8 protein-coding genes are annotated in these 13,016 nt (G+C 60.8%); 6 read left to right on the top strand and 2 right to left on the bottom strand.

Annotation, left to right across the window (positions count from 1 at the left end; all coding sequences use genetic code 11):
• Positions 1–205 precede the first annotated feature (205 nt).
• On the top strand, positions 206–1,870 hold the full coding sequence (locus LJU29_RS27705; RefSeq protein ID WP_016982710.1) for a putative bifunctional diguanylate cyclase/phosphodiesterase: 1,665 nt from the start codon (positions 206–208) through the stop codon (positions 1,868–1,870).
• Between the two features lie 12 nt (positions 1,871–1,882).
• On the opposite strand, the gene LJU29_RS27700 is transcribed toward LJU29_RS27705, so the two are convergent.
• The gene (locus LJU29_RS27700; protein WP_054995865.1) at positions 1,883–3,262 is read right to left on the bottom strand and encodes a NorM family multidrug efflux MATE transporter; all 1,380 of its coding nucleotides are present in this window, start codon (positions 3,260–3,262) and stop codon (positions 1,883–1,885) included.
• Positions 3,263–3,417: 155 nt separating this feature from the next.
• On the opposite strand from LJU29_RS27700, the gene LJU29_RS27695 reads away from it, so the two are divergent.
• From LJU29_RS27695 to LJU29_RS27675, 5 genes are all read left to right on the top strand, one after another.
• Positions 3,418–4,338: a LysR substrate-binding domain-containing protein gene (locus LJU29_RS27695; RefSeq protein ID WP_002551384.1), complete on the top strand. Its 921-nt coding sequence runs from the start codon at positions 3,418–3,420 to the stop codon at positions 4,336–4,338.
• A gap of 135 nt (positions 4,339–4,473) precedes the next feature.
• Positions 4,474–6,498 (top strand): methyl-accepting chemotaxis protein, encoded by a 2,025-nt coding sequence (locus LJU29_RS29970; protein ID WP_306459385.1) that lies wholly within the window; start codon positions 4,474–4,476, stop codon positions 6,496–6,498.
• Between the two features lie 762 nt (positions 6,499–7,260).
• The gene (locus LJU29_RS27685; RefSeq protein ID WP_057453311.1) at positions 7,261–8,913 is read left to right on the top strand and encodes a Na/Pi cotransporter family protein; all 1,653 of its coding nucleotides are present in this window, start codon (positions 7,261–7,263) and stop codon (positions 8,911–8,913) included.
• Positions 8,914–8,970: 57 nt separating this feature from the next.
• Positions 8,971–10,347 carry a M16 family metallopeptidase gene (locus LJU29_RS27680; protein WP_005756378.1) on the top strand — a complete coding sequence of 459 codons (1,377 nt, stop codon included), beginning with the start codon at positions 8,971–8,973 and terminating at the stop codon, positions 10,345–10,347.
• Positions 10,348–10,443: 96 nt separating this feature from the next.
• A complete protein-coding gene (locus LJU29_RS27675) occupies positions 10,444–11,637 on the top strand; it encodes a DUF5924 family protein (RefSeq protein ID WP_016980492.1) in 1,194 nt (397 codons plus the stop codon).
• A gap of 4 nt (positions 11,638–11,641) precedes the next feature.
• Here the strand turns inward: LJU29_RS27675 and LJU29_RS27670 are convergent, their stop codons facing one another.
• A complete protein-coding gene (locus tag LJU29_RS27670) occupies positions 11,642–12,883 on the bottom strand; it encodes a spore maturation protein (protein ID WP_054995861.1) in 1,242 nt (413 codons plus the stop codon).
• Positions 12,884–13,016 lie beyond the last annotated feature (133 nt).

The raw sequence follows: 13,016 nt of genomic DNA, 5'->3' as shown, positions 1-13,016 counted from the left end.
GGCGGTATGAAGAGTCGTCTGTAAAAAAGGTCGGGCATTTTAACAGGCCCACGGGTTTGTGCAGCGGTCATCGTAGCCAGACAGTGATCGCTATCTAATTCTTCTGTTTTTGTTACATTTGCGCCGCGACGCAACGATACGTGTATTTGTCACGCTCCAGCGGGAGTGCGGCCACCGGTTTTTCCTTTGCACTTAGGAAGTTAGATTGCCTACACCTGTCGAACCCTTGCGATTGCTGTTATTGGCGCACGAGCCTTTCTGGTACGCGCTGCTGCGCGATTGCCTCACTGCGCCGGGCAGCAACGTAATACTTCTGCATGGCGAGAACTGGGACGCTTTCAGCGCCGGGTACGCTAACGAGCGCAGCACCGTGCTGCTGACAACGCCCGACCTGCAGCCCAGAACCGGAACCTGCCTGCTACCCACCGTGGTGCTGCTCGAAAAGGAACCGCTGGTCGGACCGAGTGGCGTCAGTGACTGGCTGGTGCGCGATGCATTGACCGGCGATGCGCTGCGCCGCTGCCTGCGCTATGTCCATGAACGCAGTCGCCTGGAAGACAGCTTGCGGCGTCTGGTCGGTCAGGACCCATTGACCGGCATCGCCAATCGTCAGGGTTTTCAGGCGCTGTTGACGGCGCGTCTGGCCGAGGGTGGCAGCCTGGCGCTGGGGCATCTGGACCTGGACAACTTCCGCCGCGCCAACGATTCGCTGGGGCATCAGGCCGGTGACCGACTGATTCTGCAAGTCGTGGCACGTCTGAAAAACCAGCTCGCTGCGGGCGATCAGCTTGCACGCCTGGGCGGCGACGAATTCGCCCTGTTGATTGACACCCGCACAACACCTGCACGCGCCATGCAACTGGCCGAGCGAATTACTGACGTGCTGTCCGAACCCTACTGGGTCGATGGCGAAAGCCTGCTGCTGGGTTGCAGCCTGGGCATTGCCCATTCACAAACCCGGCCCGAAGCAGACCCGCTGATGTGGCACGCCCACATCGCCATGCGCCAGGCCAAGAGCATGCAGGGCTGCACCTTTCATCTGTTCGACGAGCGCATCAACCGCAACGCCCGCAGCCTGGCCGATCTGGAAGGCGAGCTGCGACGAGCCCTGCGCCGCGATGAACTGGAGCTGCATTATCAGCCGCGGCTGTGCCTGGAGACCGGGCGCGTTGTCGGCCTGGAAGCGTTGGTACGCTGGCGCCACCAGGCGCGCGGGCTGCTGCCGCCCAGTGAATTCGTGCCACTGGCCGAGCAAAGCGGCCTGATCGTGCCGCTCGGCTACTGGGTCATCTTCCGCGCCCTGCGTGACATGCAGGCCCTGCGCGAGCAAGGATTTGCGCCGTTGCATATGGCGATCAACCTGTCGTTCCGGCAATTTCAGGACAGCCAGTTGTTGCCGACACTGAGTCGCCTGATTGAGGAGCTCAGCGTCGACGCGCACTGGCTGGAGTTCGAACTGACCGAAACTGCCGTCATGCGCCGCAGCGATCAGGTCCTGCAGACCATGGACGCAATGCGGCGGCTGGGTGTGCGCTTCTCGCTGGATGATTTCGGTACGGGCTATTCATCGTTCATGCACCTCAACAGCCTGCCCATCGCGCTGCTCAAGATCGACATGGGCTTTGTCGGGCAGATGGAGCTACGCGAAGAGAACCGCAAGCTGGTCAACGCCATGATCAAGCTGGCCCACAACCTGAACCTGGAAGTGGTCGCCGAGGGCGTCGAAACCGCCGGGCAACTGGAGTTGCTGCGCGATTTCGGCTGCGACCAGGTGCAGGGTTATCTGATCAGCAGGCCGCTGCCTATAGCGGATCTGGTGGCTTACCTGCGCTCGGAAGCCGCCAATACGGGTGCATCAAACTCCGGATGACGGCGCGCCGGATCAGGCTGGCACCGCTAACCCGGCTGCCTCCCGACGCAACAGGCGAGCCGTCTTCCACTCAAACGCATAGGTCAGCGCCACGGCCGAGCAGAACAGACCCAGCGCCAGCCCCCACCAGACGCCTGAAGCACCGGCATTGGTAGAAAAGCCGAGCAACCAGGCGGCAGGCGCGGCAATCAGCCAGTAACAGCCCAGACCGATCAGGAACGTGGTGCGCGCATCCTTGAGCCCGCGAATCGCCCCCATCGCAATCGTCTGAGTACCGTCGAAGAACTCGAACAGGGCCGCAATGGCCAGCAGTTTTGCGGCCAGCACGACAATCTCGGCAAAGGCCGGGTCATTGATATCCAGAAACAGGCCGATGACCACATTGGGTGCCAGCCAGAACAGCAGCCCGAACATCAGCATCACGCAGCCGCCAAAACCGATGCCCAGACGGCCCGCCATGCGCACCATCAACAGGTTGCCCGCGCCATAATGCTGGCCGATACGCATGGTCACCGCATAGGACATTCCCACCGGAACCATGAACGCCATGGACACTGTCTGCAGGGCGATCTGGTGCGCGGCCATTTGCGTACTGCCCATTGCCCCCATGCAGAACGCTGCGAAGGTAAACAGGCCGACTTCCACCGCATAGGTCCCGCCAATCGGCAGGCCGAGACGCCAGAGTTCTTTCAGATGGCTGCGCGACAACTTCGAAAGCCCCTTGCTGATCGGGTACGCCGCGTAGGCCGGATGGCGCTTGATGTGCAGTGCCAGCGCCAGGGCCATGCAGTTGGTCACGATCGCGGTCACCAGCCCGATGCCCATCAGCCCCAGATTCGGCAGCCCGAGCCATTGATGAATCATCGCGTAATTGAGCACGAAGTTTGCGCCCGCACCGGCCAGACTGATGGTCATCACCGGCCCCGCACGCCCGAGTGCACTGGTGAAGCCGCGCAATGCCATGAAGCTGAGCAAGCCAGGCAGAGCAAAGGGCAGGGTGATCAGAAATTGAGCAGCCATATGCACGTTGGCTTCGGCCTGACCGAACTGCAACAGGATGGGCTCGAGGTTCCACAGCAGCAGCGCGGCAACCAGCGCCATGCCCCACGCCAGCCACAGACCGGCCTGCGTCAGGCGCGTCGCACCTTCGGTATCACCTGCACCATGGCGAATCGCGACCAGCGTGCCGACCGCAGCCATCACGCCCACGCAAAAGAATGAAACAAAGCTGTACGTGGCCGCACCCAGGCCACCGCCTGCCAGCGCCTCCGGACCGATCTTGCCCATCATCACCGTGTCGGTGAACACCATCAGCATGTGCGCCATCTGCGATGCAATCAGCGGCCCGGCAAGGCGCAGGATGATCCAGAGTTCTTTAAGTGCGGGCTGCATGTGGGCGGTGCTCTACGGCGGAGTTCGGATGAGCGCCTATTCTGGGCGGTTGCACGCGCAAGCACAAAACGATAAACCTGATGCGCTGCATGAGTAAAACTCATCTGAAGCGATTTGCAGTAAAGTAGCCACTCATCGCCAGCAGGAAGCGCCACATGCCTCGCAGTCTCCCCCCTCTTTATGCACTAAGGGCGTTTGAAGCTGCGGCGCGGCATACTTCGTTCACGCGGGCGGCCGAGGAGCTTTCGATCACTCAAAGTGCAGTAAGCCGTCATATCCGCACGCTGGAAGAGCACTTTGCCTGTCGTTTGTTTCAGCGCAACGGGCGCAACTTGCAACTGACTGAATCAGCGCGTGCGCTGTTGCCCGGCGTGCGTGATGGGTTTCTGGCGCTTGAGCGAGCCTGCAGCACCTTGCAGACCGACGAAGGCATTCTGCGCATGAAAGCGCCATCGACGCTGACCATGCGCTGGTTGCTGGCGCGGCTCAGTCGCTTCCGTCATCTGCAAGTAGGCAACGAGGTGCAGCTGACCAGCGCCTGGATGGATATCGATGCCGTGGACTTCACTCTGGAGCCTTTCGACTGCGCGATTTTACTCAGTCACGGGCATTTCCCCTCGGACTGGGAAGCCACTTTGCTGTTCCCGGAGCTGTTGATTCCGGTGGGGGCACCTACGTTGTTGAAGGACCCGCCATGGGACGTGAAGCGGCTGGCCAAGGCCGAGTTGCTGCATCCCACCCCTGACCGGCGTGACTGGCGCACCTGGCTGAACCGCATGGGGCTGGCCGATCAGGTGTCGCTCAAAGGCGGGCAGGTGTTCGATACGCTTGAGCTGGGAATGATTGCAGCGGCACGCGGTTACGGCGTATCGATGGGCGACTTACTTATGGTCGCCGAGGACGTGGCGCAGGCCCGTCTGAGCCTGCCGTGGCGCACCGCGGTATTCAGCGGAGAAAATTATTATCTGGTCTGGCCGCGCACAAGGCCCGGCGCAGAGCGGTTGCGTCGCCTCAGCGATTTTCTGCAGACGGAAGTCAACGCTATGGAGTTGCCGTTAGTTGAAGTACTGCATTAAAAATTAGTTTAGTATTGAACTGCCATCATTGGTTAATGTCGCGACCGTTACTCAAGTAACGACTCTGGTGGCCGAAGCACTGCTTAACGACTGCCTGTTCAGGCAGCTTAAAACACTCATTAATTTGTTCGCTGAATGGTAAGCCACGGATCAGGCAACTCCAATCATTCGGCATGGAGTCTCTATGTCCAAGCCCCGTACCCGAATGCCTCGCAACTCGGTATTGCTCTGGCCGTGATCCTGGCTGTGGTTATCAGCGGCAGCACCCTGTTCGCGTTAAGGTCTCTGGACGCGTCCAACCTGGTCATTCGCGAAGAGCACATGTCGAGCGAAGCCAGATTACTCGCCGACCAGTTGAGCACGTTCCACAGCACACTGCGTGATAGCACTCAGCGCCTCAGTGGTCTGTTCGAAAAGCGCTTTGCCGGTGGCCTGAGCCTGCAACCCGACAAACCGGTCACGGTAGCGGGCACCTCCACGCCAGGCCTGTTTATGCGTGATACCGCACTGAACAACGACTTCGCCGAGGTTGATGAATTCCGCTCGATGACCGCGGGCGTGGCGACGATTTTCGTGCGCAGCGGCGACGACTTCGTCCGTATCAGCACCTCTCTGAGCAAACAGGATGGCACGCGCGCCATCGGTACCGTGCTGGATCGCAAGGGCGCAGCCTACGAGCGTTTGATCGCCGGTCAGAGCTATGTGGGCAAAGCGGTATTGTTTGATCGCTATTACATGACTCAGTACAGCCCGGTTCGCGACAGCAGCGGCAAGATCATTGCGGCGCTGTTTGTGGGCTTCGATTACACCGACGCACAGAAAACCCAGTTCGATAACCTCAAGAGCTTCCGCATTGGCTCTACCGGCTCGCTGGCACTGCTGGACGAGAAAGGCACCTGGCTGGTTCCGCCGGCGGGCGTAAAATCTCTGGACGGTGCAGCGAAGTCCGTTGCCGACCTGGCCAGCAAACCTGGCAAGGCGCAGTTCTGGAACGACGGTGATGACGACTACTACAGCGTTGGCCAGCCGTTTGCCGGTGGCCCCTGGACCGTCATCGCCAGCATGCCGCGTGACGAAATCAGTGAAGTGACCTGGAGCGTCGGCACCCAGCTGGCCATCGGCAGTGTGCTGGCCATGCTGATCGCAGTGATCAGCGCGATCTGGCTGCTGCGCAGCAAGCTGCGTCCACTGTCCGAACTGGTACGCCAGGCCGATGCATTGGGTGCGGGCGACCTGAGCGTACGCCTCAATGTGACCAGCAACGACGAGATCGGGCAACTGTCGGGCAGCTTCAACAAGATGAGCGAAGCGCTGTCATCAATGGTGTCGCATATCCGCACCGCGGCGCAGGAAGTCAGCACGCGCGCCCACGCATTGTCCGGCCTGTCCGGCGGCGCGTTCGAGGGCATGGAGCAGCAATCCGGCGAGATCACCAGCATGGCCGGTGCCGTCGAGGAGTTCAGCGCCACGTCGATGAACATCGCTGACAACATGAGCAATACCGAACGTCTGGCACAGGAAAATGCGCAGCAAACGCGCATTGGCCGTACCTCGATGGACGAGGCGTCTTCATCGCTGCAACAGATCGCAACCTCGCTGAACAGCACGGCAACGGTCATCGACACACTGGGCCAGCGCTCGCAGGAAATCGGCAGCATTGTCGGGGTAATTACCTCGATTGCCGACCAGACCAACCTGCTGGCGCTCAACGCCGCCATCGAGGCCGCACGTGCCGGTGAACAAGGCCGTGGCTTTGCCGTGGTGGCTGATGAAGTGCGCAGCCTGGCCTCGCGTACCCGTGAAGCGACGGACGAAATCTCCGGCATGATCGCCAGCATTCAGCAGGAAACCGGCAACGCCATCAGCACCATGCAACAGGGCAATACGCTGATGCAGGAAGGCCTGGCGCTTAACGCCAAAGTGGCCTCGGCACTGGCCCAGATCGACGAACAAAGCCGCTCGGCCGGTCACCAGTTCGCCGCCATCACCACCGCCACCCAGGAACAAAGCAGCACCGCCACCATGCTCAGCAGCAACCTGCAAAGCATCGCCATGGCCAACAGCGAACAGCGCCAGGTGATGTCCAACCTGGCGGTCACCGCTCAGGAGCTGAATGGGTTGGCGACAGAACTGCGTAACGAGGTTGACCGGTTCCGTTGATGGCTGCTGGAAGCCTGACGACTATCGTGCCGATGCTCCGCGTCGGAGAGCGATAAGTGCTCTCAAGAACACCATCGTACCCATGCTCCGCGTCGCATGCCGTTCTGGACGCTCCGCGTCCGGTCTTGCGTTTGCGGTGCGGCGCAGACTTGTGACGCAGAGCGTCACGAACGGCATTCCCACGCTGGAGCGTGCGGAACGATAATCTCAACTGTCGTGCCGAAGCTCTTCAGCTATCGTGCGACGCTCCGCGTCGCATGCCGTTCTGGACGCTCCGCGTCCGGTCTTGCGTTTGCGGTGCGGCGCAGACTTGTGACGCAGAGCGTCACGAACGGCATTCCCACGCTGGAGCGTGCGGAACGATAATCTCAACTGTCGTGCCGAAGTTCTTCAGCCATCGTACGACGCTCCGCGTCGCATGCCGTTCTGGACGCTCCGCGTCCGGTCTTGCGTTTGTGGTGCGGCGCAGACTTGTGACGCAGAGCGTCACGAAAGGCATTCCCACGCTGGAGCGTGCGGAACGATAATCTCAACTGTCGTGCCGAAGTTCTTCAGCCATCGTGCGACGCTCCGCGTCCGGTCTTGCATCTGCGGTGCGGATTTATGACACTTTTATTTCAATGAATCCCACCCTGTGCGATGCTGGCGCCAAGGCTAATAGCCGACTAAAAGCTTAGTAGAGCGTTACACCCTTTCCCCGCTCGCTACATGCACATCTTTCAATTCATCGCCTGAACGGGCAAACCTCAGGGGGCTTTCAGCATGCTGACCCTGCTCGATTTGCTATCTGCCGTCGCCCTGCTGATCTGGGGCACGCATATCGTGCGCACTGGCATCCTTCGTGTTTACGGTGCACAACTTCGTCGTTTACTCAGCCAGAACATGTCCAAGCGACCACTGGCGTTCATCGCCGGCATTCTGGTGACAGCCATGGTGCAGAGCAGCAATGCCACTGCCATGCTGGTGACCTCATTTGTCGGCCAGGGGCTGATGACGCTGACACCGGCGCTGGTGATCATGCTCGGCGCCGATGTCGGCACGGCATTGATGTCCCGCGTGCTGACGTTCGATCTGTCGTGGCTGTCGCCGTTGCTGATTTTCCTTGGCGTGGTGTTCTTTCTGTCGCGCAAGCAGACCCGTGCCGGTCAGTTGGGGCGGGTCGGTATCGGCCTGGGCCTGATCGTGCTGGCACTGCAATTGATCGTCGCAGCGGCTGCACCGATCACCCAGGCGGCCGGGGTCAAGGTGCTGTTTGCATCGTTGACCGGCGACCTGCTGCTGGATGCGCTGGTTGGTGCCATGTTTGCGCTGATCTCCTATTCCAGCCTCGCGGCAGTTCTGCTGACGGCCACCTTGGCGGGCACGGAAGTCATTGGTCTGCCAGTGGCGATCGGCCTGGTGATCGGTGCCAATATCGGCAGCGGTCTGCTGGCGTTTCTCAGCACCAGTATGCAGAACGTCGCCGGTCGGCAGGTGGCGCTGGGCAGTCTGTTGTACAAACTGTTCGGCCTGTTGCTGATCATTCCGGTGCTCGACCCGCTGGTTGCCTGGATCGACACGCTGGGCTTTCGTCCGCAGGAGTTGGTGATTGGCTTTCACCTGATCTACAACACGTTGCGCTGCCTGATCATGCTGCCTACCGTTGGCCCGATGGCGCGGTTGTGCGCGGCCTTGCTGCCGCAGCAGAACGAGGTCGGTGGCCTGGCCAAACCTCGCCATCTGGACCTGACCGCACTGTCGACGCCCAGCCTGGCACTGGCCAACGCAGTGCGAGAAACCCTGCGCATGGGCGATTTGATCGAGAGCATGCTGGGCTCGATGCTGGCGGTGCTGCGCGGCACGCAAACAGCGGTCACTCAGGAAGTGCGCCGCCTCAACGATGACGTGGAAGCGCTCTACAGTGCGATCAAGCTATACCTGGCGCAGATGCCGCGTGAGGACCTCGGCGAGCACGATAACCGGCGCTGGGCCGAGATCATCGAGCTGACCATCAATCTGGAACTGGCCAGTGGCCTGATCGAACGCATGCTGCGCAAGATCCAGCAGCAGAAGACCTCGCACCGCCGCTCATTCTCGGAAGTGGGCCTGGAAGAACTCGCCGATCTGCATATCCAGTTGCAGTCGAACCTGCGTCTGGGGCTCTCGGTGTTCCTCAGCGGTGACGAGGAAAGCGCGCGTCAATTACTGCGTGAAAAACGCCGTTTTCGAGCCCAGGAACGCCGTCTGGCGCATGCTCACGTCAGCCGCCTGCGGCAGAAGGTTGTGCAGAGTATCGAGACCAGTTCGCTGCACCTGGAACTGATTGCCGACATGAAACGCCTGAACTCGCTGTTTTGCAGCAGCGCTTATGTGGTACTGGAAACGGCCGACACCGGGGCCTTGTCGAGCGAGAGCGAGCCCGAACGATCACTATGAACGTAAGGGCCGAGGTGAAGTCTGTTAAACATACCGGCCCGCCAGGAAAGCTGTTTTATGCGTTGCCTGCTGTTCGCTTGTCTGCTCCTCGGTTCACTCCCTTCGTTTGCCCTTGACCGCCTTCAGGTCGAGGGCTATCTGCTGCCCAATGGTTTGCAAGTCCTTCTCAAGCCCGGTTCCGAAAAGGGTCACGTCGCCATCCGGCTGGTGGTAGGTATCGGGTTCGATGACTTCCCCTGTCAGGACAAGGAGCTGCCGCATTTGCTGGAACATCTTCTGTTCAGCGGGGTTGATGACAGCGGTGAAGGCGGCCTGGAAGAGCGCATGCAGGCACTGGGCGGCGAGTGGAACGCATTCACCAGCAATGCCGATACCACCTTCGTGATTGAAGCGCCCGCGCGAAACCAGCGCAAGGTGCTCGACCTGCTGCTGGAGATCATGACCAGAACCGAGCTCAGCCAGGCACGACTGGACGGCGTCAAACGAGTCGTAGAACGAGAAGACGGCGGACACTTTTCACACTTGCAGCGCCTGCTTGACCGGCGTGACTCGGGGCGCAGCGCCAGCAGTCAACTGGCAGTGGAGCTGGGCCTCAAATGCGCCGAGCGTCCTGAAGTGGATGGTATCAAGCTGGGCCATATCGAAGACGTCTTCGCCAACTGGTACGCGCCCAATAACATGACGCTGATCGTGGTTGGCGATCTGGACAAGCTGTTGCCGGCCTATCTGGAGCGCACTTACGGCAAACTGGCACCCACCGACCCCATCGATCACCCGCCGCTGGCGCAAAGCACGGGTTCAGCCGAGCCGCGACGCGAGCTTGAGCGCGGCGGGCTGGGCGAGAGTGCCAAGCTGCACCTGATCTACCCCGAGCCACAACTTGACGACCAGCACGACGAAACCTGGGAGCTGGTCAAAGCCTATCTTGACTGGACGCTCTACACTGAGCTGCGTCTGAAACACAGCTTGTCGTACGGTCCTTCTGCCGAGCGGGAAGTGTTCGGCGATGTCGGGTTTTTGAGCCTGAATGCCGATGTCGAACGTGACGATGCCGATGAAGCCGAGCGGGACATCCGCAATATGGTCGAGCGCCTGCAAAAAGAAGGTATGCAGCCCGCTACATTTGCGCGGTTGCAACAGCTCGCCATCGACCGGCAATCGTGGGCCACACAGGGCAATAGTGCGCTGGCCGACTATTATTGGAGCGCGCTCAATGATTACGAAAACGGGCGCTTCGAAGACCCGGCCAAACGCATCAAGGCGGTGAAACTGGAGACAGCCAGTCAGGCCATGCGCCAGCTGCTCGCCCAGCCGGGCTACATGCGAATTGAAAAGCCTCTGTTCAGTTATGACAGCCTGTATTGGCTGATTGGCGGGGTGCTGGGCCTGATAGCCTTGTTGGCCGTGTGGCGCTGGCGTGTACGCAATAAATAGAATTCTGACGCCGAACTGCATTGGTGGTGTTGGCTGCGCGCCGCGCTTGTTACGCTGCGCGGTTTTTTGTATGAACAGAACCGAGTGACCCCTCCGATGCTTGACGTGAATCGCTATGTGACACCCGTGCTCAACTTGATGCAGCGCTATCCGGGGCTCATTGCGGCGTTTGGTTTTGTTTCAGGTATCGCCAGTTTTATCCTGGTCGACCGCCAGGCAGGGCTGGCCACCTGGATCGCCGTGGTGATGCTGATCAGCTGGCTGTGGCTGATGGTCGAAAACACCATGGTCGGGCTGCTCAACAAGGCGCTGGGCCGCGAGATTCCGCAGGGTTTGCTGCGCTACGGCACGCAGATGATCCATCAGGAAAGCCTGTTTTTCGTGTTGCCGTTCTTTTTCATCACCACCACCTGGAACAGTGGTCAGGCGGTATTCACTGCGGTGCTTGGCGCCGCCGGGCTGATCTCGATCATCGACCCTCTCTACTACAAGTGGCTGGCGCCCAGACGCTGGCTGTTCATGACGTTGCACACTCTGACACTGTTCGCGGCACTGCTGACCGCGCTGCCGATCATCCTGCACCTGACCACCGCCGAGAGTTACAAACTGGCGCTGGGCGTGGCGATGGTCCTGTCGGCACCCAGCCTGATGTCGAACTTCCCGCTCAACACCTGGCGCAGCGCACTGGCCGTGATCAGCATCATCCTGGCCATCGGCGCGGCGGGCTGGTTGCTGCGCTCCTGGGTGCCGCCTGCGACGCTCTGGTTGACCGAAGTGGCGGTCAGCCCGGACTTCGATAACAAGAACCGCACACCAGGCGACAGTATTTCGCTGATCAGCGCCAAACAGCTGCGCAACGGCGGCCTGTATGCGTACACCGCTATCAATGCGCCGCGCGGTCTGGACGAGCGTATCTACCATGTGTGGTGGCATGAAGGCGAAGAGATGGACCGGATCGCGCTGGACATTCACGGCGGACGCAAGGAAGGCTATCGCGCCTGGACACGCAAACAGAACTTCCCGGAGGACGTGACAGGGCGCTGGCAGGTGAGGGTGCTGACCGAGGACGGCCAGATGATCGGCGTGCTGCGCTTTGTGGTCACTGACAATGACCAGCCAGCAGTCAAGCGACCTACCGGGCGGATAATCAAGCTCAAGCCGGGCGGCGACTCGGCTGAGGAAGCCACACCTGAATCTGCACCCGCCGATCAGCCGAAGCAGGAAAAGCAGGAGGCAGCGCCTGCCGAGTCGGCACCTGCGGAATCTGCACCTCAGGCTCCGGCGCAGTGAGCTGTCAGGAAGCGGTCGCGCCGAAGAACCAGTAGCAGACGAAGATCGCGGCCACGACACCGGAAAACTCGGCCAGCAGCGCGCAGCCCACCGCATGGCGAGCGCGCTGAATGCCCACGGCGCCGAAGTACACCGCGAGCACGTAGAACGTGGTTTCGGTGCTGCCCTGAATCGTTGCGGCGGCCAATGCCGCGAAGCTGTCGACGCCTTGGGTCTGCATGGTTTCGATCAACAGGGCACGGGCGGCGCTACCGGAGAAGGGTTTGACCATCGCGGTCGGCAACGCATCGACGAAGCGTGTATCCAGCCCCAGCCACTGCACCACATGCCGAATGCCTTCCAAGCCAAAGTCCAGCGCGCCGGATGCGCGCAGTACGCCCACTGCGCAGAGCATGGCGACCAGATAAGGCAACAGGCTCTTGGCGACGTCGAAGCCTTCCTTCGCACCTTCGACAAAGGCCTCATAGACCAGCACCTTACGCAGCGAGCCGATGATCAGAAACATCATGATCAGGCCAAACAGCGTGAGGTTACCCAGAATGGACGACAGTCCCGCCAGCGCAGCTGCCGACAGTGTGCCGAGAAAGGCCATGAAAGTACCCAGCAGCAGGGCGCCGGGGATCAGGTAAGCGAGCACCACCGGGTCCCAAAGCCGCAGGCGCTGCATGAACGCCACCGACAACAGGCCGACGATGGTCGAGACGCTGGTGGCCAGCAGAATCGGCAGAAATACCAGGGTGGGGTCGGGAGCACCCTGCTGGGCGCGGTACATGAAGATCGTTACCGGCAGCAGTGTCAGCGAGGAAGCGTTGAGCACCAGAAACAGGATCTGCGCATTACTGGCGGCGGTCTTGCTCGGGTTGAGTTCCTGTAGCGAGCGCATGGCTTTCAGGCCAATCGGCGTGGCGGCGTTGTCGAGACCCAGCGCGTTGGCGGCGAAGTTGAGGGTGATCAGCCCCAGCGCAGGGTGGCCGGGCGGCACTTCCGGCATCAGGCGCAGAAACAGCGGGCCGAGAACCTTGGCCAGCCAGTCGACGATGCCCGCCTTTTCGGCGATGCGCAAAAAGCCCAGCCACAGCGTCAGTGTGCCGAACAGCAGCACCATCACCTCCACCGACAGCTTGGCCATCGCGAAGATACTTTCGACCATCGCCGCAAAAATGCCGGCGTTGCCCCCCACCAGCCACTGCACCAGCGCGGAAATCGTCGCCACGACAAAAAAACCAAGCCACAGGCCATTGAGCATCGGATAAGTCCCTCACAAGATGCGGCGATGATAGCGGCGAGGTGCGCTGGAGGGAAATCGGCGGAAGCCGTACGGCGCAGAGCGGACGCAGAGCGTCCAGAACGGCATGCGACGCGGAGCGTCGCACGATAGT

Origin of the sequence: Pseudomonas ficuserectae (genome assembly GCF_024584585.1) — a bacterium.
GTDB classification, from domain to species: Bacteria; Pseudomonadota; Gammaproteobacteria; order Pseudomonadales; family Pseudomonadaceae; genus Aquipseudomonas; species Aquipseudomonas amygdali.
The sequence above is the reverse complement of the archived record's forward strand: the minus strand, read 5'-3'. Positions and strand labels throughout refer to the sequence as shown.

Coding starts and splice junctions, on each gene's coding strand:
- LJU29_RS27675 (WP_016980492.1), top strand. CDS start 10,444: ATGCTTGACGTGAATCGCTATGTGACACCCGTGCTCAACTTGATGCAG.
- LJU29_RS27680 (WP_005756378.1), top strand. CDS start 8,971: ATGCGTTGCCTGCTGTTCGCTTGTCTGCTCCTCGGTTCACTCCCTTCG.
- LJU29_RS27685 (WP_057453311.1), top strand. CDS start 7,261: ATGCTGACCCTGCTCGATTTGCTATCTGCCGTCGCCCTGCTGATCTGG.
- LJU29_RS27700 (WP_054995865.1), bottom strand. CDS start 3,262: ATGCAGCCCGCACTTAAAGAACTCTGGATCATCCTGCGCCTTGCCGGG.
- LJU29_RS27695 (WP_002551384.1), top strand. CDS start 3,418: ATGCCTCGCAGTCTCCCCCCTCTTTATGCACTAAGGGCGTTTGAAGCT.
- LJU29_RS27670 (WP_054995861.1), bottom strand. CDS start 12,883: ATGCTCAATGGCCTGTGGCTTGGTTTTTTTGTCGTGGCGACGATTTCC.
- LJU29_RS29970 (WP_306459385.1), top strand. CDS start 4,474: ATGGTAAGCCACGGATCAGGCAACTCCAATCATTCGGCATGGAGTCTC.